The sequence below is a fragment of the Lysobacter sp. MMG2 genome (assembly GCF_016735495.2).
In the GTDB taxonomy this organism is placed as follows: domain Bacteria; phylum Pseudomonadota; class Gammaproteobacteria; order Xanthomonadales; family Xanthomonadaceae; genus Lysobacter_J.
The window spans coordinates 659,950-684,356 of sequence record NZ_JAERQY020000001.1; the positions used below are offsets into that span (position 1 = coordinate 659,950).

Genomic DNA, 24,407 nt, shown 5'->3' on the forward strand with positions numbered 1-24,407 from the left:
TGTCATCTTCCGGCCACGCCGCACTCCTAGCGTTCGGGCTTCCCCCAGCCCCGCAGGAGATGCAGATGGATTCGTTCGATCCCTCCCGCCGCCAGGTCCTCAAAGGCAGCGCCGCCGCGATGGCGGTAGGCGCCATCGGCAGCCTGAGCGCGCTGTACACGCGCCAGGCCATCGCCGGTGGCGATCCGACCCGCCTGGCACCGATTCCCAGCCGCTACGGCCCGCTCGCGCCGTCCATTGATCGCAGCACCGGCCTGCCACTGCTGCAACTGCCGCGCGGCTTCAGCTACCGCTCCTTCGGCTGGAGCGGCGACCGCATGAGCGATGGCCAACCGTGCCCCGACCGTCATGACGGCATGGCCGTGGTCGCCGTGCGCAAACCGGGGCGCGGGCACGACCGTCACCCCGGACGCGGGCACGGTCACGGCCATGAGCTCGTCCTGGTGCGCAACCACGAACGCGGCGCCGCCACGCCCATCAACGCACCGGGCATGTACGACAGCGGCGACATCGGCGGTGGCCAGCGCGCCGGCGGCGGCACCACCAACCTGATCCACCGCAACGGCGAGTGGCACAGCATGGAAGCCAGCCTGGGCGGCACGCTGGTCAATTGCGCCGGCGGTCCCACGCCGTGGGGCACGTGGCTGACCTGCGAGGAGATCAAGACCAACGACGCGTCCAGCACCGGACGCCGACACGGCTACGTGTTCGAAGTGCACGCCGATGCGGAGCGCACGAGCGGGCGACCGCTGGTGGGCCTGGGGCGCTTCAGCCACGAAGCGGTGGCGGTCGATCCGCGCACCGGCATCGTCTATCTCACCGAAGACGACCGGAACAAATCCGGCCTGTACCGCTTCATTCCCAACGACCGGGCCGGCCGCTACGGTTCGCTCGAACACGGCGGGCGCCTGCAGGCCGCACGCGTTCGCGGCAAGCGCAACGCCGATCTCACCGTGGCGAAGATCGGCGACGAATACGCGCTGGAATGGGTGGACATCACCGATCCGGACCTGGACACCATCGCAGCGCCCGCGGGCTTTCCCGACATCTCCGCGGGCGAGACGCTCAGCGGCCCGTTCGCGCAGGCGTGGAGCGATGGCGCGCTGCGCATGAGCCGCGGCGAAGGCATCTGGCACAGCTACGGCAAGCTGTTCATCGTCGACACCAGCACCGGCGTGGACGAACAGGGCCGCCGCGGTCGCGGCAACGGCTCGGTGTGGGTGCTCGACCTGCTCACGCAGCGCATGCGTGCGCTGTTCGTGAGCGGCCACCAGCTGGCCGCGCACAACCCCGACAACATCACCGTGAGCACGCGCGGCGGCGTGTTGCTGTGCGAGGACGGCGGCGAAAGTCCGGACGAATACGGTCCCGGCGCGCGTCTGATCGGCCTCACGCGACGCGGGGAGTCGTTCTATTTCTGCAAGAACAACATCGAGCTCACCTCCACGCAGATCGCCAACGCCGGCAAGACGATCGCGGAAGGCGACTATCGTGAGAGCGAGTTCTGCGGCGCCTGCTGGGATCCGTGGAGTCGCACGATGTTCGTCAACATCCAGACGCCGGGCATCACGTTCGCGATCACGGGACCGTGGGAACGCGGGGATCTGTAAGGCAGTCTTCGCCGATGTGGTCTGAAACCCCTCTCCCGCTCGCGGGAGAGGGGTCGGGGTGAGGGCGCAGAGCCATCGCGGCGACAGCTCGAGGTCGCCAGTTCGCACCGTGGTCCAAAAACACGAACGGCGCCCAAGGGCGCCGTTCGTCGTTCAAGCCACGATGTCGCAGCGCCTCAGAGGCGCTCTTCCATGTCCGTCTCGACTTCCTCGTCGTCCGCGCCCGGCGGCTGGTCGCCGACCGTCCACAGACGTTCCAGTGCATAGAACTCGCGCACGCGCGGCAGCATGACGTGGACCACCACGTCGCCCAGGTCGACCAGCACCCATTCGGCCTCCCGCTCGCCTTCCACGCCCAGCGGCTGGACGTCGAGCTTCTTGGAGAACTTGACCACTTCGTCGGCGATCGACTTCACGTGGCGGGTCGAGGTGCCCGAAGCGATGACCATGTAATCGGTGACGCTGCTCTTGCCGCGCACGTCGATTTCGGTGACATCGCGCGCCTTGAGTTCCTCTACGGCCGCATGCACGGTCTTCAGCAGGAGGTCCACCGGCGGCGGCGGGTTGGGCAGGCGGGTCTTGATGACTTGCGCTTCGGTACTCAAGGGGCGTTGGCTCTCTTCTGGCGACTGCGGTGCTTGGAGATTATAACGAAGCCGGCGTGACGCCCCGGACGCGGTACAGGCCGTGGCGGCGGATGTACTCGGCCACGGTCGCGGGCACGCCGTCTTCCCAGGCCTCGCCCGCGGCGATGCGCTGGCGCAGCTGCGTCGACGACTCCGGGCGTTCACGCTGCAGCCGGAACACGGCGAATCCACCCGCCGCGCGGCTGTTCAGGTCGATGGCCTGGCACCGTCGCGGGCCGATTTCGGCCTCGACCTCCGGCGCCCGCGCGGCCACCGCAACCGCCTCCAGATGCGCTCCCGGACGTGCGACCGCCAGCAGGTGCGCCAGATCGAACAGCTCGCGCCAGCGATTCCACGTATGCAACTGCAGCAAGGAATCGCCGCCGATCATCCACACCAGCGGAACGTCCGGGCCGAGTTCCTCGCGCAGGCCGCGCAGCGTGTCGACGGTGTAGGACGGGCCCTCGCGGCGCAGCTCGCGGCGGTCGACCTTCAGGCCCGGCTCGCCCGCGATGGCCAGGTCGAGCATGCGGGCACGGGCCTGTGCGTCGGCATGGGTGACGTCCTTGTGCGGCGGGTCGGCCGCAGGCACGAGGAAGACCCGCGCCTGAAGCGCGTCACGCACTTCGCATGCGACGGACAGGTGTCCCGCATGCACGGGATCAAAGGTGCCGCCGTAGTAGACGCGCAGGCCCATGCGCAGCGCGCGTCAGCCGGCGACCAGGCGCGTGGCGCGCGGTTCGGCCACGGCGAGCAGCAGGCGTTCCAGCGCCAGCCAGGCGTCCGCGGGCTCCTCGCCCAGGCGCGGGCGGCCCTTGGCGATGCGATCCACGCGACCGGCTTCGGCCACGAACGCGTCCCAGCGCGGCGCGGCATGGCGGGCCAGCGCGCGCTTGTACATCGGCTGCTTGGAATCCCAGATGCGCTGCGCCTTGAATTCGGCGACGAGGTTGCCGCCACGTGCCTGCACGCGCGCGAGCGCCGCGGCGCGCTGCAGTTCCATGACGATCATGCCGAGCAGGCCCGGCACCGCCTCGCCTTCCGCACGCAGGCCGGCGAGCATGCGCGAGACCTGCGCGCCCTGTCCGTTCATCGTTGCGTCGACCAGGCGGAACACGTCGAAGCGCGCGGCGTCGGCGACCAGTTCGGCCATGCGTTCGCGATCCAGCGACTGACCGTCGGACAGCAGCGCGAGCTTGTCGATTTCCTGCGCCGCCGCGAGCAGGTTGCCCTCGACGCGATCGGCCAGGCTCTGCACGGCTTCGTGGTCGGCACGCAGGCCGCGCGCGCGCAGACGACGTTCGATCCAGTCGGGCAGTTCGTGCGGCTTGATCTGCCACGCAATCGCGATCTGGCCGATGCGGCCGATCGCCTCGCTCCATTTGCCGCCGTGCTGCTTGCTCCACTCTCCGGCGGTGATGAGCAGCGTCACGTCCTGCGGCGGATCGGCGCAGAAGTCCGAGATCACTTCCGCGCCTTCCTTGCCGGGCTTTCCGCCAGGCAGGCGCAGTTCGACGAGACGGCGGCTGGCGAACAGGCTCGGTGCACGGAACGTGGCGGACAACGCGTTCCAGTCGGGTTCGCGCTGGTTGCCTTCGGCCTCGAACACTTCGCGCTCGGCGATGCCCGCACGACGTGCGGCGACGCGCACGGCGTCGGCCGCTTCGAGCACGCGCAGCGGCTCGGGGCCGGCGATGAGGTAAGCCGGATGCAGCGCGGCAGGCTCGGGCCGGTCGAGGCCGAGCTGGGCGACGAGCTGCTCCGGACGCAGTTCCATCAAGGGGTGGTCGTGTTGGACGCCGGCGGTGCGGTCTCGTCGACCGGAGTCGGAGTCGGAGTCGGAGTCGCAGCCGCCGGAGCTGCAGCGGCCTCGGCGGTGGCGCGGCGCGCGACGGCGTCCAGTCGACGCAGCACGGAGGCGACCATCTCGCGGCGCATTTCACCCTGCAGGATTTCGCGCTCGCCTTCCGTGCCGATGGCCTGCACGGGATTGGACACGTAGTCGCGTGCCAGTTCGATCGTCTGGCGCGGCACCGGCGTGGTGCCGTCGGCTCGGCGCAGTTCGAACGTCACGGCATAGCGCAGCGAGTACTCCTGCGCGCGGCCGAATTCGTCGAGGCTGATCGGGCGATCGCCCCATTGCTCGTTGATGAGGTCGAGCACGGTGGCGTCGACCGTCTGCTCGGTGGCGGGCACCGCGCCGGCGCGGGTCAGTGCCTGCGCGAGCGATTCGGCCAGCGGGCTGTAGCGATCGACCGAGACGACGCGAACCGGGCCGAGGTCCGGCGGCAGTACCAACGCGCTGCGCAGATGGAAGCCACAGGCCGACAGGGCCAGCACCAGGGCAACGGGGATGGCGCGCTTGAACAGGGATCGGGTCATGCGGGAAGTCTGGACGAGGCGTCGGCCACCATCAATAGCGAACGCCTCGCTCTCGTTCAGTGAAACCCCGGCGAGGCCATGGCCGGCATGCTTTTGCCCTAGCCCCTGAGTCAGGGGCGGTTCGCGCCGCAGGCGCGAAAGGGCGGGTATGGCACTAGAGGCGCGCGGCCCAAAGTTTGCCACGCAAACTTTGGGGGTTGGTCCGCCGCAGGCGGACTAACCCGCGACGATGTTGACGATCTTTCCCGGCACCACGATCACCTTGCGCACCGTCATGCCTTCCATGTACTTGGCCACGTTCGGCTCGGCCAGCGCGAGGCGTTCGGCTTCGGCCTTGTCGATGTTGACCGGCACGTCGATCGTGCCGCGCAGCTTGCCGTTGACCTGCACCGCCAGCGTCACCGCGTCGCGCTCCAGCGCGGCCGTGTCGGCGACCGGGAACGGCACGTCCTCCAGCAGCGTTTCCTTGTGACCCAACGCCTGCCACAGCGCATGGCAGACATGCGGCGTCACGGGGTTGAGCAGCAGCACCATCGCCTGCAGCGCTTCGTGGCGCACGGCGCGGCCCTGGTCGCTCATGTCGTCGAACTTCGACACGTGATTGAGCAGCTCCATCAGCGCCGCGATCGCGGTGTTGAAGCTGTGGCGGCGGCCGTAGTCGTCGCCGACTTTCTGGATGGCCTCGTGCAGCTGGCGGCGCAGCGTCTTCTGTGCGGCGTTGAGCTGGGCGACGTCGACTTCCGGATGATCCGGCTGCGACACATGCGTGAGCACTTCGCGCCAGAAGCGGCGCAGGAAGCGCGCCATGCCTTCAACGCCGGCTTCGTTCCATTCCAGCGACTGTTCCGGCGGCGCGGCGAACATCGAGAACAGGCGCACCGTGTCGGCGCCGAACTTGCCGACCATCAGTTGCGGATCGACGCCGTTGTTCTTCGACTTCGACATCTTTTCCGTACCGCCGATGACGACGGGCTTGCCGTCGGCCTTCAGCGTCGCACCGGTGATGCGGCCGCGCTCGTCGCGGATGACTTCCACGTCGGCCGGGTTGATCCAGTCCTTCGAGCCGTGCGCGTCCTCGCGATAGAACGTTTCGGCGATGACCATGCCCTGCGTGAGCAGGTTGGTCGCCGGCTCGTCGCTGTTCACCAGGCCCTGGTCGCGCATGAGCTTGTGGTAGAAGCGGAAGTACAGCAGGTGCAGGATCGCGTGCTCGATGCCGCCGATGTACTGGTCGACCGGCGTCCAGTACTTCGCGCGCTCGTCCACCTGCTGTTCGGCGCCCGGCGAGGTGTAGCGTGCGTAGTACCAGCTCGACTCCATGAAGGTGTCGAAGGTGTCGGTCTCGCGCTCGGCCGCGCCGCCGCACTTCGGGCACGTGGTCTTGCGCCATTCCGGGTCGGACTTGATCGGCGAGGCCACGCCCGAGAATGCGACGTCTTCCGGCAGCACGACCGGCAACTGGTCTTCCGGCACCGGCACATCGCCGCACGACGGGCACAGGATGACGGGAATCGGGCAGCCCCAGTAACGCTGGCGGCTCACGCCCCAGTCGCGCAGGCGGTAGTTCACGCGGCGCTGGCCGCGGCCTTCGGCCTCGAAACGCGTCGCCAGTGCGTCCAGCGCCTGCTGGAAATCCAGGCCGTCGTACTCGCCGGAATTCACCAGCCAGCCGCGCTCGGTGTACGCGCCTTCTTCGCGGATGCGACGTTCGAATTCCTCCACGACCTGCACGGCCGCCGAGGTTTCGTACACATCCGAGCGCGCGCCGCCGAGCGCGCTGCTCATCGGGTCTTCGTGCTTGGCCAGATCGCCCGCGATTTCGGCGAGCGCATCGCCCACCTCCGGCGGCACGATCACCATGCGGATCGGCAGCGCGTACTTGCGCGCGAATTCCCAGTCGCGCTCGTCGTGGCCGGGCACCGCCATCACCGCGCCGGTGCCGTAGTTCATCAGCACGAAGTTGGCGACGAAGACCGGGATCTGTTCGCCGGTGATCGGATGGACGGCGCGCAGGCCGGTGTCCATGCCGCGCTTTTCCTGCGTTTCCAGTTCGGCTTCGGTGACGCCGCCCTTCTTCAGGTCGTCAAGGAACGCCGCCAGGTCGGGATTGTTCGCCGCCGCCTGCTGCGCCAGCGGATGCTCGCCGGCGATCGACACGAAGGTCACGCCCATCAGCGTGTCGGGACGCGTGGTGAACACGTGCAGCGGCTCGATCGCACGGCCGTCGGCGTCGACGACGTCGAAACGGATATCCAGGCCTTCGCTGCGGCCGATCCAGTTGCGCTGCATCGTCTTGACCGCGTCCGGCCAGCCCGGCAGCGCGTCCAGGCCGTCGAGCAGTTCCTGCGCGTAGTCGGTGATCTTGAGGAACCACTGCGGGATCTCGCGCTTTTCCACCAGCGCGCCGGTGCGCCAGCCGCGGCCGTCGATCACCTGCTCGTTGGCCAGCACGGTCTGGTCGACCGGATCCCAGTTCACGACCGAATTCTTGCGGTACGCCAGGCCCTTCTTCATTAGGCGCACGAACATGCGCTGCTCGTGCACGTAGTACGACGGCTGGCAGGTGGCGAACTCGCGCGACCAGTCGATCGCGTAGCCCATCTGCTGCAGCTGCGACTTCATGTGCGCGATGTTGGCGTAGGTCCACTTGGCCGGCGCGGTCTTGTTCTTGATCGCGGCGTTCTCGGCCGGCAGGCCGAAGGCGTCCCAGCCCATCGGCTGCAGGACGTTGTGGCCGGTCATGCGCTTGTAGCGGCTGATGACGTCGCCGATGGTGTAGTTGCGCACGTGGCCCATGTGCAGCGCGCCCGACGGGTACGGCAGCATCGACAGGCAGTAGTACTTGGGCTTGTCCGAGGCCTCGTTCACTTCGAAGGCACGCGTGCCCTCCCAGAAGCGCTGCGCATCGCCTTCGATGGCCTGCGGGTCGTAGGGGCGGGTTTCGGTTGCGGCTTCGACGGACACGGCGTTCTTCGGGGCGTGGGGGAAAGACCTTCAAGCCTACCGCAGCGCAGCAAGGCCCGCCACGCGAAGGCCGCGCCATGCCCGATCTGCGCCGCCGGTCGCCTCCGCCGCGCCGGGCCTGTGCTTCAATCGACCGTTCCAGGGGACGAACAATCGGGGAGTCGTACGTGTTGAAGCCGCTCAGTCTTGCGCTGCTGGCCGCGATGGCCAGTGTTCCAGTTCATGCCGCCCAGCCTGCCGCCGGAGCGGCCAAGGATGCGCTCCAGGCGCTCCAGTGCGGCCAGGTGTTCGACGCCCGCACCGGCAAGCTCACCGGCCCGCAGACGCTGGTCGTCCGCCAGGGGAAGATCGAGCAGGTCGTCGGCGGCACCGCCGCGGACATCGCCGGCGCCACCCGCGTCGACCTGAGCGGCCACACCTGCATGCCCGGCTGGACCGACCTGCACGTGCACCTGGGCAGCCAGTCCAGCCCGCAGAGCTATTCCGAAGGCTTCCGCCTGGATGACGTGGACTACGCCTTCCGTTCCGTGGATTACGCGAACAAAACGCTGATGGCCGGCTTCACCAGCGTGCGCGACCTCGGCGGCGAAGTCAGCCCGCACCTGCGCGACGCGATCAACCAGGGCCTGGTCGACGGCCCACGCATCTGGGCAGCCGGCAAGTCCATCGCCACCACCGGTGGCCATGCCGATCCCACCAACGGCTACAACGACGCGCTCTCGCACCTGATTGGCCCGCCCGGCCCGACCGAAGGCGTCATCAACTCCATCGACGACGCCCGCCAGGCCGTGCGCCAGCGCTACAAGGAAGGCAGCGACGTCATCAAGATCACCGCCACCGGCGGCGTGCTGTCGTACGCCAAGTCCGGCGATGCGCCGCAGTTCACCGTCGAGGAAGTGAAGGCCATCGTCGACACGGCCAAGGACTACGGCTACCGCGTCGCCGCGCACGCGCACGGCGAGGAAGGCATGAAGCGCGCGGTGCTCGGCGGCGTCACGTCCATCGAGCACGGCACCTACATGAGCGACGACGTGATGAAGCTCATGAAGCAGCACGGCACCTGGTACGTGCCCACCATCTACGCCGGCCGCTTCGTCGCCGACAAGGCCAAGATCGACGGCTACTTCCCCGATGTCGTGCGCCCGAAGGCGCAGCGCATCGGCGCGCTCATCCAGGACACCGCCGGCAAGGCCTACAAGAACGGCGTGAAGATCGCCTTCGGCACGGACATGGGCGTGGGCCCGCACGGCGACAACGCGCGCGAGTTCATCTACATGGTGGAAGCGGGAATTCCCGCGCCGGTCGCGTTCCAGGCCGCGACCATCCGCGCCGCCGAAGTGCTGGGCGTGGACGACCAGGGCGTGATCGAAGTGGGCAAGCGCGCCGACATCGTCGCCGTGCCGGGCAATCCGCTGGAGGACATCCAGCAGGTGATGAAGGTCGACTTCGTGATGAAGGACGGTACGGTCTACCGCACGCCGGAAGCCTGATCCTTGCGCGCGTCGGGGTCGCCTAGCGCGACCTCGACGCGACGACCACGCTCGCCAGCCACACCAGCAGCAACAACCGCTGCGCGAGCGGGCCGACGAGCACCGCGGGCGGCAGCACATTGAGCACCACCGCAAGCGCACCGGCCACGAGGAACACCACCGCCACGTGCCGCCATGCGTGCTCACGCAGCACGCCCATGCCCAGCAGCAGCGCGCCCGGCGCGAACGCCAGCCACCACAGCAGCCAGGCCGTGGCATGGCGCTGGCTGACCGCGCCGTCCAGGTCGTGCGGGTCCAGCGTCAGCAGCCCCTGCGCGGCGAACGCCAAGGCCGAGATCACCAGCATCCAGGCGCCCAGTGGCGCGAGGCGGCCGATGCCGTCGGGCAAGCGCCCACGCAGCCGCACGAACGTCCACGCCGCCAGCAGGCCGGGCAGCACGAATCCGAGCAGGTTGAAGAACACCGCACCCGGGACACCGCGCGCGCCCAGCAATCCCAGCGGGTGCTGCGCATGCGAAAACGCCGGCAAGGCCGCCGCGAATCCCAGCACCGCCACGACGCAGCAGGCGGCGGCCAGCCAGCCGGCAAGGCCATCGAACCGGGACGGAGATTGCGCGCTCGGACGACTCATGCCCGCATGCTAGCGTGACCGCCCGCATGGCGCCCGTCCCGGCTTGGCAAGGACACGCGCCGTCCCCATCTCCCGAGCATTGCCCACGAGCCCCCGCCGATGATGTCCGACGCCTCCGCCCACGCCCACGTTTTCGACGCCACCGCCGACAATTTCGAGACCGAAGTCCTGCAGAAGTCGCTGCAGACGCCGGTTTTGGTCGATTTCTGGGCCGAATGGTGCGGTCCGTGCAAAACGCTCGGGCCGATCCTGGAGAAGCTCGCCGCCGACTACCACGGCGCGTTCCGCCTGGCGAAGGTCGACGTGGACAAGGAGCCGCAACTGGCGGGTGCGTTCCAGGTGCGTTCGATCCCGACCGTGTTCCTGGTGAAGGACGGGCAGCTGGTCGACGGCTTCCCCGGCGCGCTGCCCGAAGGTCAGCTGCGCGAGTTCCTCGCCCATCACGGCATCCAGCCCGCGCCGGCGAACGACGAGTCCACCGACGTCGCGCTGGAGGAAGCCGCCGCGCCGATCGATCCGCATGCGGAAGTGGTGCGCCTGCGTCATGAATCCGAAGCGGCGCCCGACAACGCCGAGCTCAAGCTCGACCTTGCCCTGGCCCTGCTGCGCACCGGCGCGGCGCAGGAAGCCGAGCAGCTGCTCGACGCCCTGCCCGCCAATCTCGCCACCGACGACCGCGCCCAGCGCGCCCGCTCGCGCCTGGGCTTTGCCGCGCTGCTGAAGGACGCGCCGGCGCGGGAAGTGCTCGAAGCGGCCATCGCCGGCGATCCCGACGACCTGCGCGCCCGTCACCTCCTGGGCGTCCTGCGCCTGGTCGACGGCGATGCCGAGGCCGGGCTGGAGCAGTTCCTGGAAATGCTCCGCCGCAACCGCGGCTACGAGGACGGCCTGCCCCGCAAGGCCCTGATCGACGCCTTCCGCGTGATCGAGGACGAAGACCTGGTGGGCCGCTACCGCCGGAAGATGTCGTCGCTGCTGTTCTGATCGACGGCAGCACGTAGCCCGGGTAAGCGAAGCGCACCCGGGGACGCTCGCCGCCGAACGGTCCAAACCCGGGTGCGCTCCGCTTACCCGGGCTATCACGATACGCATCCGTATGGCAGGCTGTGCGCCCCACACGCAGCCCCGCTCCGAATGAAAGCCAGTGTCCTGCGCCGCGGCCTCAACTTCTGGCCGCCGTTTCTTTTCAGCGGCATCCACGTCACGCAGATCTCCGACGACTACCGCCACGCGCACGTCGAACTGCGCATGCGCCCCTGGAACCGCAACTACGTCGGCACGCATTTCGGCGGCAGCCTGTTCGCGATGACCGATCCGTTCTGGATGCTGCTGGCGATGAATGCCCTGGGCCGCGAGTACTGGGTCTGGGACAAGGCCGGCGAGATCGAATTCGTGAAGCCCGGTCGCGGCACCGTGCACGCCGACTTCCGCCTGCGCGATGAAGCGCTCGACGAACTTCGCGCCGCCACCGCGAACGGCGAGAAGGCACTGCGCTGGTTTGACACCGATATCACCGATGCACAGGGCGAGGTCGTCGCACGCGTGCGCAAGCAGCTCTACGTGAGGCGCAAACCCGCACATCGCGAAGGCGCCGACAGCGTGTAGGAAACGGCAGAAACCGCCCAAAATCCGGCCGTTTCCGACAAAAACTGACGCTGTGCGTCATCACACTGAACCAACGATCGTGCGCACATCGTGGATGTGATGGGCACGTCGTGAGCTTTCCCCTCTCTCGGCGTATGCTCCTGCTTCGCGACAGGGGGCCGCGATGTCCGGTTCTGCAGGCAACAACGACAACACATCGCCATTGCCGGAGATCGCCGGTTATCGCCTGCACAAGGTGATCAACCACGGCGGCATGTCGACCGTGTACCTGGGAAACCAGCTTGCGCTCGCGCGCGAGGTGGCGATCAAGGTGATGTTGCCGCTCGCGCTCGCCGACGAAGTCAGCCGTCGTCGCTTCGAGAACGAAGTGCGCACGATCGCGCGACTGGAACATCCCAACATCGTCGGCATCCACGAAGTGGGCCGCACGTTCGACGGCCTGCCCTACTACGCGATGCCCTACCTGCCGCGCGGCCACCTCGGCCAGCGCGAGCTGAGCAAGGATGAACCGCGCGCGATCGAGATCGCGCTGACGCTGCTTCAGGCGCTGGACTACGCGCATGCGCGCGGCGTCGTGCATCGCGACGTCAAGGCCGAGAACGTGCTGTTCGACGAAAGCGAGCGCGTGCTGCTCGCCGATTTCGGCATCGCGCTGCGCCGAGGCTTCGGCCCGCGCGTTACGACGGCGGGCCTTGCCGTGGGCAGCACCGCGTACATGGCGCCCGAACAGGCGCGCGGCGAAGACGTCGACGGCCGCGCGGACCTCTACAGCATGGGCGTGCTGCTGTGGGAAATGCTCACCGGACGCCTGCCCTTCGAAGCCGCCGACGCCTTGTCGATGGCGGTGATGCACGCACAGGATCCGATTCCGAAACTTCCGCAGCATCTGCGCCACTGGCAGCGCTTCATGAATCGTGCGCTGTCCAAGCAGGCCGCGCATCGCTTCCAGGATGCGACGCAGATGGCCAACGCGATCCGCGGCGTGCAACAGCGCAAGCCGTGGACCGGCGCGGTGGAGAGTCTTCGCCGCCTGCGCCCGACGCAGCGCTGGGCGATGCCGGTGTGGGCGACGCTCGGCGTGACCGCGGTGACGCTGGTCGTGCTCGCTTTCAGCCTGGGCCGCGACGAGGCCGAAAAACCCGCGCCGATGACGCCCATCGCGACGGCACCGCAGGCGACGCCGTCGGTCGACCCGACCGCCGCGATGCTGCAACCGCTGCCCGAGGCGCCGCTGCAGCATGCGCTGGAGGACGCGCGCCAGCAGATCGCGCGCGGCCGCCTGACCGAGCCGGAGGATGCCAATGCCTTCGACAGCGTGCTCCTCGCCTGGCACACCGACAGCACGCATCCCGACGTGGCCAAGGCCATCGACCAGCTCACGGCGGCGTTTTCCGATCACCTCGTTCGCGCAGTGAAGGACGGCAAGGACGATCGTGCTCGCGAACTGGCCTCGCGCGCGGCCGCGCTGGGCCAACAGACGGGCACCGCCAATTCGGCGGCGCAGCAGCAGTTGCGTGAGGCGACCGGCAAGGCGCTCGACGCGCGCCTGCAGAAGGCCGTCACCCGCCGCGATGCCGCCGACGCGCAGCGCCTGACCGCGCTGGCCGAACAGTTGCAGATGCCACGCAAACTCGACCCGCGCCTGATCGCGCAGGCCAAGGCGCTGCCGAAGGGCCTGGCGCGCGGCAGCAAGATCGAGACGGCCTCGCTGAGCAGTGCAAAGGTCAGCGTCGCGCTGACGCCACGGCCAGTGAGCCGCCGCGAATACGCGCGCTTCGCCGCAGCCAACGGCCGCGAGCCAGCGCTGTGCCGCGAGCGCGCTTCGTTGTTGCGCGTGCTCGATCCGCGCGACTGGCAGTCGCCCGGTTTCCGCCAGGACGAAAACGACCCGGTGGTCTGCATCTCCCTGGAAGACGCGCAGGCCTACGCGCACTGGTACAGCGCGCAGACCGGACGCCGTTACCGCCTGCCGAGCGCGGAAGAGATCGCGCAGACGGGGGTGGAGATCGACGGCCGCGCGGTGTCGCTGTGGCTGCGCGATTGCGGCCAAAACTGCCAGCAGCGCCAGGTCAGCGGCGGTTCCTGGCGCAGCCACGAGGGCCAGCGCACGCTCGCGGCAGCGCGCGGGTACGACGACGTCGGGTTCCGCCTCGTGCGCGAGCGCTGAGGCGCCGCCGTCCACGCCAACGGCCGCCGAGCGCGGCCCATGCGACGCTGCGATCCGCCCGCGTATGCCAACTGCGGGTGGTCGATCGCCTTACAATCCGCGCCATGCCGACCTCCCCCGAGTCCCCCGCCGCCGCGCCGATCCGGCCCGCCGCGCCCAAGCCGAGCCTGCAGAAGCTCTTCCTCACCGGCCTTCTGACCCTGCTGCCGATCTGGCTGACCTGGGTCGTGGTCAAGTTCGTGTTCGTGATGCTGTCGGACATCAGCCAGCCGTTCATCACGCCGATGCTGCAGAACCTGGCGACGACCTACCCGCGCCTGCACTGGCTGGACGACCAGTGGGTGCGCACCGTGCTCGCGTTGCTGGCGACGCTGGCGGTGATCCTCTTCTCCGGCGTGATGGCGCGCTACGTGCTGGGGCAGCGCCTGCTGCGCTGGTTCGAGGCGCTGATCGGGCGCATTCCGCTGGCGAGCATCGTCTACAGCAGCGCACGGCAATTGCTCGACATCCTGCAGACCAAGCCCGACGGCACGCAGCGGGTGGTGCTGGTGGATTTCCCGCACAAGGAAATGAAGTCGATTGGTTTTGTCACGCGCGTGATCCGCGAACACGGCACCGGCCGTGAACTCGCCGCGGTGTACGTGCCGACCACGCCGAATCCGACCTCCGGGTATCTGGAAATCGTGCCGGTGGAGAAAATCACGCCGACCGACTGGACCGTGGATCAGGCGATGAGTTTCATCATCTCCGGCGGCGCGGTGGCGCCCGACAGCATTCCGTTCTCGCCGCCTTCGGTGGACGAAAAGCCGCACTGACAACCGCACCGACGTCGCGTGAAGGGGAGAAGCGCACCGTGAGCGAACCCGTGTCCCAATTCGTCGTCGCACGCACGCTCGACGATCGCGCGGTGCGACTGTTCATCGTGCTTGCCGGGTTCTTCTGCGTGAACGCGGTGCTGGCCGAGTTCATCGGCGTGAAGATCTTCGCGCTGGAAGAAACGCTGGGCATCGATCCGCTGCACTGGAACCTGTTCGGCCAGACCGGTTCGCTGAGCTTCACCGCCGGCACGTTGCTGTGGCCGGTGGTGTTCCTGATGACCGACGTCATCAATGAGTTCTTCGGCCGTCGCGGCGTGCGCATGATCTCGTGGCTCGCGGCGGGCCTGATCGTGTACGGCTTCGTGTTCGCCTTCGCCGCGATCGCCATCGCGCCGGCGGACTGGTGGGTGAAGGCCGCGCAGTCGCAGGGCGTGGACGACTACCAGGCGGCGTTCGCGGCGGTGTTCGGTCAGGGGCTGTGGACGATCGCCGGCTCGCTGGTGGCTTTCATGATCGGCCAGCTGATCGACGTGGCGGTATTCCACCGCATCCGCAGCGTCACCGGAGAGAAGTGGGTGTGGTTGCGCGCGACCGGTTCGACCGCCGTCTCGCAGCTGGTGGACAGCTTCGTCGTGCTCTACATCGCCTTCGTGCTGGGGCCGCAGAAGTGGCCGACCTCGCTGTTCCTCGCGGTCAGCACGGTCAATTACGCCTACAAGATGCTGGCGGCGATCGCGCTGATTCCGCTGATCTATCTGGTGCGCGCGGGCATCACGCGCTACCTGGGCGAGGCGCGCGCGCAGGAGCTGCGCGAGCAGGCGGCCGCGTAGGGATTGTTGCCGTCATCCCCGCGAAGGCGGGGATCCAACCATCCGGACCATCACGCCTTCTGGAGAGGGTGATACGCCTGCGCGTTGGATGGTGCCGCCATGCGGCGGCCCAAAAACACCCCGCCTTCGCGGGAATGACAGCTATCGCCGCATGCCCTGCAAAACGCGACGGCTGCCCCGCACGCATGACCTTCGGCCCATGCCACCCCGGGGTGGCCGGGCGAGCCTTCGGGGTCGCCCGTCAACCCGGACTTTCCCATGCCGCATCCTGCGCGCCCGTTCCTCCGCCTTCCGCTCGCCATTGCCCTCGTCCTGGGCGTCACCGCCGCCCTGCCCTCCGCCGCCTTCGCGCAGGCGCCGGCCGCCACTGCCACGCAGAGCGCCAAAGCCACGCGTCTGAACGCGATGTACGAGCAGTACTGGGATGAGTTGCTCAAGCTCAACCCGCTGCAGGCGACGTTCCAGGGCGACAACCGTTACAACGACCAGTTGCCGAACACGCTGTCGGCGCAGTACCGCCAGCAGATGCACGAGTTCAACACGCGCTGGCTCAAGTCGGTGAAGGACGTGGGCAGCGACGGGTTGTCGGGCCAGGACCTGCTGAGTTACGAGATCTTCGTGCGCGATCGCGAGGATTCGCTGGAGGCGGAGAAATTCCCGACCTGGCAGCAGCCGATCAATCAGTTCTACAACTTCGCCGCGACCTTCGTGCAGTTGGGCACCGGCACCGGCGCGCAGCCGTTCAAGACGGTCAAGGATTACGACAACTGGCTCAAGCGCGCCGCGCAGGCGCCGGCGATCTTCGACCAGGCCATCGCCAATTCGCGCGAAGGCATGAAGAGCGGCGTCGTGCAGCCGCGCGCGCTGATGGTGAAGGTGATCCCGCAGCTGGACGCGCTGATCAAGGACAAGGCCGAGGACACGCTGTTCTGGGGGCCGGTCAAGAACTTCCCCGCCGATTTCAGCGACGCCGACAAGCAGCGCCTCACCTCGCAGTACAAGCAGCTGATCGAGAAGCAGCTGATGCCGGCGTATCGCGAACTGCGCGATTTCATCGCCAACGACTATCTGCCCAAGACGCGCGCCACGTCCGGCCTGGATGCACTGCCCAACGGCGCGGCGTGGTACGCCTTCAATGCGCGCAACTCGACGACGACCGACCTCACGCCCGCGCAGATCCACCAGATCGGCCTGGACGAAGTGAAGCGCATCCACGGCCAGATCGAGGGCGTGATGAAGCAGGTGGGCTTCAAGGGGTCGATGTCGGACTTCTTCAAGTTCATGCAGAACGACCCGCGCTTCTCGTTCGCCGATGAGCCGTCGCTGCTGGCGTACTACCGCGGGCTGGAAGACAAGATCAACCAGAAGATCCCGGAGCAGTTCTCGCTGATTCCCAAGGCGGCGTTCGAGATCCGCCCGGTCGAGCCGTTCCGCGCGCAGTCGGCGGCGGGCGGTTCGTACATGCGCCCGAGCCAGGATGGCAGCCGTCCGGGCATCTTCTACGTCAACACCTACGACCTGCCCACGCGCAAGACGTGGGATGCGGAAGACCTGTACCTGCACGAGGCGATCCCGGGCCACCACTTCCAGCTCGCGCTGCAGCAGGAGCTCACCGGGCTACCGAAGTTCCGCCGCTTCGGCAGCGAGATCGCTTTCAGCGAAGGCTGGGGGCTGTACGCCGAGTCGCTCGGCAAGGACCTGGGCGTGTACACCGATCCGTACAACTACTTCGGTTACCTTCAGAACGAACTGTGGCGCGCCATCCGCCTGGTCGTCGATACCGGCCTGCACAGCAAGGGTTGGACGCGCGAGCAGGTGATCAAGTACATGCTCGACAACTCCGCCGAAAGCGAAACCCAGTCCACCGCCGAAGCCGAGCGCTACATGGCCATTCCCGGCCAGGCGCTGGCGTACAAGATGGGCGAGCTGAAGATCAAGGAAGTCCGCGCGAAGGCCGAGAAGGCGCTGGGCCCGAAGTTCGACGTGCGCGAATTCCATGCCGAGGTGTTGAAGGACGGCTCGGTGCCGCTGGAAATCCTCGAAGGCAAGATCGACCGCTGGATCGCGGAGAAGAAGGGCTGATGACTACTCCCTCCCCTGCGAATGCAGAGGAGGGTTGGGGAGGGGCGAAGTGGTTCGCGGTACGCTCGGCGCTGGCGCGCCTCAACCCCCTCCCAACCTCCCCCTGCGCGCAGGGGGAGGAGCAAACCCCACCAGACACCACCAGGAGAACTCCATGAAGTTCCGTCCGCTGTTGCTTGCCCTCGCCGTCTCCGCGGCCGTCGCGGGCTGCTCCAAACCCGCCACCGACACCGCCGCCACCGGCACGCCCGCCACCACGCAGAACGCGCAGGCCAAGGCCGATCAGCTCAACAAGCTCTACACGGATTTCTGGGAGGCGTACCTGAAGCGCAACCCGGTGCTGGCGACCTTCACCGGTGACACGCGTTACAACGCCGAGCTGCCCGACTTCGGTTCGCAGCAGTACCGCGACGAGTCGAAGAAATTCCTCGAAGACTGGCTGGCCAAGGTCCAGGCCGTGGGTTCCGAGGGCCTGACCGGCCAGGACCTGCTCAACTACGAGATCTTCACCAAGGACGCGAAGGATCAGATCGAATCCTTCCAGTTCCCGGGCTGGATGACGCCGGTGAACCAGATGGACAGCACCGCCAGCCTCGCCGTGCAGTTCGGTTCGGGCAGCGGCGCGCAGCCGTTCAAGACCGTGCAGGACTACGACAACTGGCTCGCCCGTGGCGCGCGCATCCCGGTGCTGTTCGACACCGAGATCGCCAACATGAAGCAAGGCATCGCCGCCGGCGTCGTGCAGCCCAAGGCCCTGATGGAGAAGGTCGTCCCGCAGCTGGACGCGCTGATCAAGGACAAGCCGGAAGACACGCTCTTCTGGGGTCCGATCACCAACATGCCCAAGGACTTCAGCGACGCCGACAAGACGCGCCTGACGGAGGCCTATCGCAAGATGATCGCCGAGCAGCTGATGCCGGCGTACAAGAAGCTGCGCGTCTTCATCAACGACGAATACCTGCCCAAGACGCGCGACACCTTCGGCCTGGACAAGCTGCCCAACGGTGCGGCGTGGTACGCCTACAACGCCAAGCAGAGCACCACCACCGACCTGACGCCGGCGCAGATCCACCAGATCGGTCTGGACGAGGTCGCACGCATCCACGGCGAGATGCAGAAGGTGATGACGGAAGTGGGCTTCAAGGGCTCGCTGCAGGACTTCTTCAAGTACGTGCAGACCGACAAGAAGTTCGAGTTCAAGAGCCAGGATGAGCTGCTCAAGTACTACCGCGGCCTGGAAGCGAAGATCAACGAGAAGGTCCCGACGCAGTTCTCGGTGATCCCGAAGTCGCCGTTCGAGATCCGCCCGGTCGAGCCGTTCCGCGAGAAGTCCGCGGCCGGCGGCCAGTACTATCCGCCGAGCGAAGACGGCACGCGCCCGGGCATCTTCTACGTCAACACCTACGACCTGCCCTCGCGCAAGATCTGGGACGCGGAAGACCTGTACCTGCATGAGGCGATCCCGGGCCATCACTTCCAGATCGCCACGCAGATCGAGCTGAAGGACATGCCGGCGTTCCGTCGCTGGAGCATCCAGAGCGCGTTCGCCGAAGGCTGGGGCCTGTACGCCGAATCGCTGGGCAAGGACCTGGGCGTGTACACCGATCCGTACTCGTACTTCGGTTACCTGCAGAACGAACTGTGGCGCGCGATCCGTCTGGTCACCGATACCGGCCTGCACAGCAAGGGCTGGACGCGCGATCAGGTCATTGCGTACATGAAGGAGAACTCGGCCGTCAGCGACACCACCGCCGTGGCCGAAGCCGAGCGTTACATCGCATGGCCCGGCCAGGCGCTGGCGTACAAGATCGGCGAGTTGAAGATCAAGGAACTGCGGGCGAAGGCCGAGAAGGAACTGGGCGCCAAGTTCGACGTGCGCGAGTTCCACAATGAAGTGCTCAAGGACGGCGCCGTGCCGCTGGCGGTGCTGGAGCAGAAGATCGACCGCTGGATCGCAAGCAAGAAGGGCTGATGGCCGCGGCGCGATGCGTCGCGCCGTCGCTCAAATACGAAACGGCCGGGCCGCGAGGTCCGGCCGTTTTGTTTGCTGCGGTCTCCCATGCGCTTGCTGCGCCCGGCCCTCGCTGTACGGCGGATTCGGGGCTCCGCGTCCATTGGCGCCAGCGCGTTCATCTGCCTGAACTGAACCGCGCGTCCCCGATCACCCGCGCTCGCCTTGCAACACGCCGTGAGGGACCTATATTCGCCATTCCTGCGCCTGTGCGGATGCCGCTCCGGGTGCCTCCGTCGATGCCTGCATCGACCCGCACCTTCCCTTGCCATGCCCGCCGCACTTCGTCTTCTCTTCGCCGCCGCCACCCTGCTTGCCGTGCCTGTCCTTGCGCAGGCCGATCGTGTCGGGCCGCCGCGCAAATCCGTCTCGATGCTCCCGACCTTGCCTGCTCTCGAGCCGGGTGGACGCTGGTTGTCGCGTCTGGCACCGGGTGCCGATCCGAAGGTGCTCGACCTCGCCGTCTCGGCCATGGAGTGCGCACAGGCCAGCGGCATCGGCGCCGCCGCCCGGCGACTGGCGGTGATCGATTACAGCCGCCCCTCGCTCGTGCCGCGCCTGTGGGTGTTCGATCTAAACGCCGGAAAGCTGTTGTACGAGGAAGTCGTCGCGCACGGACAGGGCTCGGGCGACAACCTCGCCACGCGGTTCTCCAACCGCGATGGGAGCCACCAGTCCAGCATCGGGCTGTTCGTCACCGCCGACACGTACACCGGCAAGAACGGGTATTCGCTGCGCATGCGCGGTCTCGAGCCGGGCGTGAACGATGCCGCCATGGCGCGCGCGATCGTGATGCACGGCGCTCCGTACGTCGATCCCGAACAAGGCCGGCGCATGGGCCGGCTCGGCCGCAGTTGGGGCTGCCCTGCCGTGCGCAGCGTGGTCGCCAAACCGATGATCGACCTGCTCAAGGACGGCCAGTTCGTGTTTTCGTACTACCCCGACCAGGCATGGCTGGCACGCTCGGCGCTGCTCAATTGCCCTGCGGTGCGAGCCCAGCGCGAAGGGTTTGCGCATCGGCCCGACACCGGACACCCGGCATCGGGCTGAATCCTGCGCGCGTGAGGGCGGTGCGTCGGCCGTCAGCTCGCCGCACGCAATCGCTGACGGTTCGCTTGCCACGCCGCATCGCGGGATGGCACCGGGATGGTCGACGCCCACTGGCGGCTCGCCTGCTCCCACAGTTGCAGCAACGGCGCATCGGCTCGTCCGTCGATCTGCAATCGCGCGGCGGCTTCGCAGTGTTCGCAGGCCGTGCGGGGGTCGCCGTCGCGCAGGGCAAGCCTGGCGAGCGCCTGGCGCGCGCGAACGTCCTGTAAGCCCATTTCGCTCAGTCGCTGCCGTACGGCCGTGTCCACGGGCTGCGCCAATCCCAGCTTCGCTTCAACGTGGCAGCGCATGGCGGGAACGGCCAGCGCCCCATGGTTCAGCAATGTCGCGACGAGTCCATCCACTCGGATGAAATCGTCGTGTGCCTGCGCGGTCGGGAGGCAGGCGGCACGTTCGAGCATCAGTTCGGCGGCTTCCAATCGCAGTTGCGGCTCGCCGGCCCGGTCGACGAAGGGGACCACGCACTGCAGCGCGTCGGTCAACACGTTCGCTCGCGAGCCCTCGCCGGCATGGGCAGCGCGGCGGCGAAGCAATCGCGCACGCGCGTGTGCGACGTGCGGGTTGCCAGGAAGCATCGCTTCCAGGCGCTGCAGGATCGCATCACCCTCAGTGAAGCGCGCGCGTGCGGCATCCCCGCGCAAATGGGTGATTTCCAGCGTGATGAGTTCCAGCCAGCTCAGCATCATGTCCGGCGTGGCACCGGGGCCCGTGAGGACGTCGCAGTAGCTGTTACGGAAGTTGCGCAGATGCAGCACGCGCGTGGCGCCTCCCGCGAGGGCGGCATGCGCCAGTTCGTTCTCCACCTTCGCCGCGTACCAGAGCGCGCGGTGGTCCGCTTCTACCGTCTTGAGGCCGGCGGCGAGAAGCGCATCGACCTCCATGCGAAGCTTCGCCGCATCCGACGACGCCGAAGCACGTGCCTGTGCCTGCAGTGCTTCCTGCAGGTTCCAGTGGCCGCTCGAGGCCGGATCGCGAAGGAGATTTGCGGCGTCGCGGTACGCCACGGCAGCTTCGGCGAACCCTGCGGCCTTCCGCTCCTGCCCCTCGTCCGAGGGCGTGGCTGCCGCCTGCTGCGCCAGCGCTTCGCCGAGCGCGAGGAGACTGTCGGGATCGGCCCGCTCCGACCGGTCCACGGCCCGCTGCATGGCGACGACGGCCGACTCCAGCGTCTGGCGCTGGTCCGCGCCCCGCTCGGCACCGGCCTGATGCAATCGGTAGTGCCCTATCAGATGCCAGCCCGCCGGATGTTCCGGATCGTGTTCGAGGAGTTGCTCCAGCGCATCGGCCGCCCGGGCATACGCCGTCGACGCGCCACTGTCGCGCGCGATTAACGACCAGGCGCAGGCACTGAGCTCCAACGCGTCCATCGACGCTTGCGACGGGACCTGCACTGAATCCAGCACGGCCAGCGCCTGATGCGGATGGCCCGCCTCAAGAAGCGCCCGCGCTTCTTCAAGAGAAGCATCGGCGGAGGGAGTCGGAACGCTGGCATGCGGAATGTCGGGCGTCGGCTCCGGTGCCGCAGCGGGGAGCGGCTCCGCGGCGGAGTGGGCGGGCTCCGCCACGAGTGACTCCGTGGCGCGGCCGGGCGTCGCGAGAATGCCCAGCGCCTGCAGATCGACCAGCGGCACGGAAACGGAGGGCGTCGCTTTCGCTGACGCGCCGTTGCCCTGCTCGTCCGGATGCGTTGCGACTGCCGGCGATTCGTTGAAGAAGGAGGGAGGCGCAATGCGGTTCGCGGTGCCTTCGGGCATCGCGGCCTGTGCGTTGACGATCGCTTCGAGCCTGTCGTTGACGACGTGCGATTCAGCCGTGGGCGCGGCCGTGACCGATGTGCTCCGTTCGGCGGGGACAGACGCCGCTGCGCTTGAATCCATTGCTTGCGCGGCCGCAAACACCAGAGGAGGACCGGGCCGGACGGGTTCCACGGTCGCGTGAACGGATTCGAGCAGCATCGGCGTAACCGGCCTGGGTGCGGTCGCCGCCGATTCGGCGCTCTCGCTCTCGATGTCTTCGACGAACAGCAGGCCGGCTGCCGCCTCGCTGCCGGCCCGGAATCGATGCGCGAAGCCCGCCTCTGTGCTCGACGGCGCTTCCCACGGGGCGCGGTGGGACTCGTGGTTCGGCTCCCAAGTCCCTTCTCCGGCCAACATCTGCACCTTGGCGCCGATCGCATGCCCGGTCTGTTCGTTCGGGATCGGATCCGAGGGCGGTGCATCCAAGTTCCGGTTATTCATTTTCAGTGTTCTCTGACGTTTTCGCCTCGCGATGCCGGGCAGGAACAGGCCGAATGCGGCAAGGCCGGCGACGGGCAGCACGAGCTTCCATGGAACGGCCGACGCGAACCCCATGCCAGCGCCCTCGCGGCCGATACTGGCCGTAGCTGCCGCCACGACGCTCGAATCCTCAGGTGCTACGGAGGCGCGATTGATTACTGTGGGGGATGGCGCGGGAGGAGTTGCTTCACGACCAACTGCATTGGCGGCAACTACGGGGGCCGGCGCTTGTTGCGTATCGCCGCCGCCCGTTTCCTCGACATCGCGCGTGTCGAAGAAGGACGTCACGTAACTTGGCCGCTCTGAGGCTTTGCGCAGCGGCTCGTCGTTTGCCAAGGGAAGCGGCCCTGCGCTTTCCGTCACCGCATTCGCGGTTACTTCGCCACCCGACTCGACGGGCGTCGCTTGGAGTTCGACCGCTGGACGAACCACGCCCGCGTTCCTCTGGCGGACACGCACGGCTGAGGTCGTCGCATGCCGCGCACTCCCGGCCCGCCGATCAGCACGGACAGGTCGGGGCGGCGTGGATGGCGGAGGCAATGGCTCCACCTTATCGACAGTCTCGGCGACGGGACTGGCGACCTCCGACCAGCCGGCGCCCCCGGGGTATTGCCCGAACCCGCTGATGGGCGCACGAGGCGGCGGACTGACGGGTCTTGGCGGAGCGGGTTTCTTGCGCCGCCAGAACATCCACGACCTGCGCTTCGTGGGCTCACCAGCGGTTGGAGCGGTCGGGGTCGGGGTCGCCCCCTTCGCCGCGCCAAGGTAGGTCGGCGGAGGGGGCTGGCCTTGTTCGACAGTTGCGGAATCCGCGGGGGGCGATGCCGGGGCGGCCCCGTGCATCGAGAACATCAGTGCAACGAATGAAGCCGGAACCAGCGTTGCCCTGATGCGCGGAGCAAGCCCGGTCGCAATCCTCCGCCTCTTCCCTGCTGTCGTCATCCCCGCCCCCCGCTCCGGTCAGACTCGCCGGCCGTTACAGCTCGATCAGTCTCTCGAAGATCACACCGCCTTCCTGAGGTACGGCGATCACGTTCTGATACACGCGACCCGGGAAGATGTTGAGCGCGTTACCGACCTGGTTGTTGCGCGAATACAGGTACGGCAGGTGCGACCAGCAGCGGTAGCCGAGGTCCTTCACGCGACGGATTTCTTCCTCCGCCATGTCCTGATCGCCCATGCGGAAATACAGGGCCGGGCGGTGCTTGCGGATGGTGGCGGCCGCGCCATCGAGGACCGAGCAAAGCTCTCCCGCATAGTTGATCTTGAGCAGGTGCAGCGCATCGAGGTTCAGGTCGTCGAGCGTCTTGACCGGCACTCGTTCGCGGCGCTCGCTGACGCTTTCCACGCTCGGCACCAGCGTGCCGAGTTCGGCCACGCCTTCCATGCGACCCAGCCACATCGGGTGCGTGTGCACATTCGATAGGCCATTGAGCGCGACGTTGGCGCACAGCTGCTGCATCACCATGCGGCGCGGTTCGATGACGTGGACCTGGCCACGATCGCCCACGGCGCGCGCGAACCAGAGCGCATGCGCACCGTATTCGCTGCCCATCTCAAGCACGAACTGGTGGTCGGACACGATCTCGCTGAGCAGGTCGAGCTCCTGTTCGATCCACTCACCGTACTGCGCGAGCGAACGGGAGGCCGGGCAGCGACCAGGAACGGAATTCATGACGCCGTAGCGCGTCTTCCAGAGCTGGGGAATGCCTTCGGTGGGGCTGTGCAGGTTGTTCATGCGGCGACTCAGGATATGAAACGACAGGGAAACCGACCCGCAAGGGTGCTCGGCTATGGCAACAGAT

18 protein-coding genes are annotated in these 24,407 nt (G+C 67.6%); 10 read left to right on the plus strand and 8 right to left on the minus strand.

Translation table 11 applies throughout. The features are described from left to right. The first annotated feature begins 65 nt into the window (after nucleotides 1–65). A complete protein-coding gene (locus tag JI752_RS02845) occupies nucleotides 66–1,610 on the plus strand; it encodes an alkaline phosphatase PhoX (protein WP_216958878.1) in 1,545 nt (514 codons plus the stop codon). A gap of 176 nt (nucleotides 1,611–1,786) precedes the next feature. Here the strand turns inward: JI752_RS02845 and rsfS are convergent, their stop codons facing one another. From rsfS to leuS, 5 genes are all read right to left on the minus strand, one after another. After that, nucleotides 1,787–2,215 carry a ribosome silencing factor gene (gene rsfS / locus JI752_RS02850; protein ID WP_216958880.1) on the minus strand — a complete coding sequence of 143 codons (429 nt, stop codon included), beginning with the start codon at nucleotides 2,213–2,215 and terminating at the stop codon, nucleotides 1,787–1,789. A 40-nt stretch (nucleotides 2,216–2,255) separates the two neighbouring features. Further along, entirely contained in the window at nucleotides 2,256–2,933 is a 678-nt protein-coding gene (gene nadD / locus JI752_RS02855; RefSeq protein WP_216958884.1) for a nicotinate-nucleotide adenylyltransferase, read from the minus strand. A gap of 12 nt (nucleotides 2,934–2,945) precedes the next feature. Then, on the minus strand, nucleotides 2,946–4,013 hold the full coding sequence (gene holA / locus JI752_RS02860; RefSeq protein WP_216958887.1) for a DNA polymerase III subunit delta: 1,068 nt from the start codon (nucleotides 4,011–4,013) through the stop codon (nucleotides 2,946–2,948). Continuing rightward, the gene (gene lptE / locus JI752_RS02865) at nucleotides 4,013–4,618 is read right to left on the minus strand and encodes an LPS assembly lipoprotein LptE (protein WP_216958890.1); all 606 of its coding nucleotides are present in this window, start codon (nucleotides 4,616–4,618) and stop codon (nucleotides 4,013–4,015) included. The genes holA and lptE overlap by 1 nt, the downstream gene beginning before the upstream one ends. Before the next feature lie 216 nt (nucleotides 4,619–4,834). Then, complete coding sequence (gene leuS / locus JI752_RS02870; protein ID WP_216958893.1) at nucleotides 4,835–7,582, minus strand: leucine--tRNA ligase; 2,748 nt, start codon at nucleotides 7,580–7,582, stop codon at nucleotides 4,835–4,837. Between the two features lie 167 nt (nucleotides 7,583–7,749). Here leuS and JI752_RS02875 point away from each other — a divergent pair, with 167 nt between their 5' ends. Next, nucleotides 7,750–9,072, plus strand: a complete 1,323-nt coding sequence (locus JI752_RS02875; protein WP_345777314.1) for an amidohydrolase family protein — start codon at nucleotides 7,750–7,752, stop codon at nucleotides 9,070–9,072. A gap of 22 nt (nucleotides 9,073–9,094) precedes the next feature. On the opposite strand, the gene JI752_RS02880 is transcribed toward JI752_RS02875, so the two are convergent. Beyond that, nucleotides 9,095–9,703, minus strand: coding sequence for a DUF998 domain-containing protein (locus JI752_RS02880; protein WP_216958899.1), 609 nt, complete (start codon nucleotides 9,701–9,703; stop codon nucleotides 9,095–9,097). 102 nt (nucleotides 9,704–9,805) lie between these two features. Between JI752_RS02880 and trxA the strand changes: the two genes are divergently transcribed. The 8 genes from trxA (at nucleotide 9,806) to JI752_RS02920 (ending at nucleotide 20,266) form a co-directional block, all read left to right on the plus strand. Then, on the plus strand, nucleotides 9,806–10,687 hold the full coding sequence (trxA, locus tag JI752_RS02885) for a thioredoxin (RefSeq protein ID WP_216958903.1): 882 nt from the start codon (nucleotides 9,806–9,808) through the stop codon (nucleotides 10,685–10,687). A 150-nt stretch (nucleotides 10,688–10,837) separates the two neighbouring features. Next, on the plus strand, nucleotides 10,838–11,308 hold the full coding sequence (locus JI752_RS02890) for a DUF4442 domain-containing protein (protein WP_216958905.1): 471 nt from the start codon (nucleotides 10,838–10,840) through the stop codon (nucleotides 11,306–11,308). A gap of 163 nt (nucleotides 11,309–11,471) precedes the next feature. Beyond that, nucleotides 11,472–13,475: a bifunctional serine/threonine-protein kinase/formylglycine-generating enzyme family protein gene (locus tag JI752_RS02895; RefSeq protein WP_216958907.1), complete on the plus strand. Its 2,004-nt coding sequence runs from the start codon at nucleotides 11,472–11,474 to the stop codon at nucleotides 13,473–13,475. Nucleotides 13,476–13,579: 104 nt separating this feature from the next. Then, on the plus strand, nucleotides 13,580–14,290 hold the full coding sequence (locus JI752_RS02900) for a DUF502 domain-containing protein (RefSeq protein ID WP_216958910.1): 711 nt from the start codon (nucleotides 13,580–13,582) through the stop codon (nucleotides 14,288–14,290). Between the two features lie 50 nt (nucleotides 14,291–14,340). Next, nucleotides 14,341–15,123, plus strand: coding sequence for a queuosine precursor transporter (locus JI752_RS02905; RefSeq protein WP_216958914.1), 783 nt, complete (start codon nucleotides 14,341–14,343; stop codon nucleotides 15,121–15,123). 258 nt (nucleotides 15,124–15,381) lie between these two features. Further along, entirely contained in the window at nucleotides 15,382–17,205 is a 1,824-nt protein-coding gene (locus JI752_RS02910; protein ID WP_216958917.1) for a DUF885 family protein, read from the plus strand. Nucleotides 17,206–17,359: 154 nt separating this feature from the next. Further along, the gene (locus JI752_RS02915) at nucleotides 17,360–19,177 is read left to right on the plus strand and encodes a DUF885 family protein (RefSeq protein WP_216958920.1); all 1,818 of its coding nucleotides are present in this window, start codon (nucleotides 17,360–17,362) and stop codon (nucleotides 19,175–19,177) included. Nucleotides 19,178–19,588: 411 nt separating this feature from the next. Beyond that, nucleotides 19,589–20,266, plus strand: coding sequence for a murein L,D-transpeptidase catalytic domain family protein (locus JI752_RS02920; protein WP_216961757.1), 678 nt, complete (start codon nucleotides 19,589–19,591; stop codon nucleotides 20,264–20,266). A gap of 32 nt (nucleotides 20,267–20,298) precedes the next feature. Here the strand turns inward: JI752_RS02920 and JI752_RS02925 are convergent, their stop codons facing one another. Continuing rightward, nucleotides 20,299–23,034, minus strand: a complete 2,736-nt coding sequence (locus JI752_RS02925) for a hypothetical protein (protein ID WP_216958923.1) — start codon at nucleotides 23,032–23,034, stop codon at nucleotides 20,299–20,301. 544 nt (nucleotides 23,035–23,578) lie between these two features. Then, nucleotides 23,579–24,340, minus strand: coding sequence for an FkbM family methyltransferase (locus tag JI752_RS02930; protein WP_216958925.1), 762 nt, complete (start codon nucleotides 24,338–24,340; stop codon nucleotides 23,579–23,581). Nucleotides 24,341–24,407: the final 67 nt, after the last annotated feature.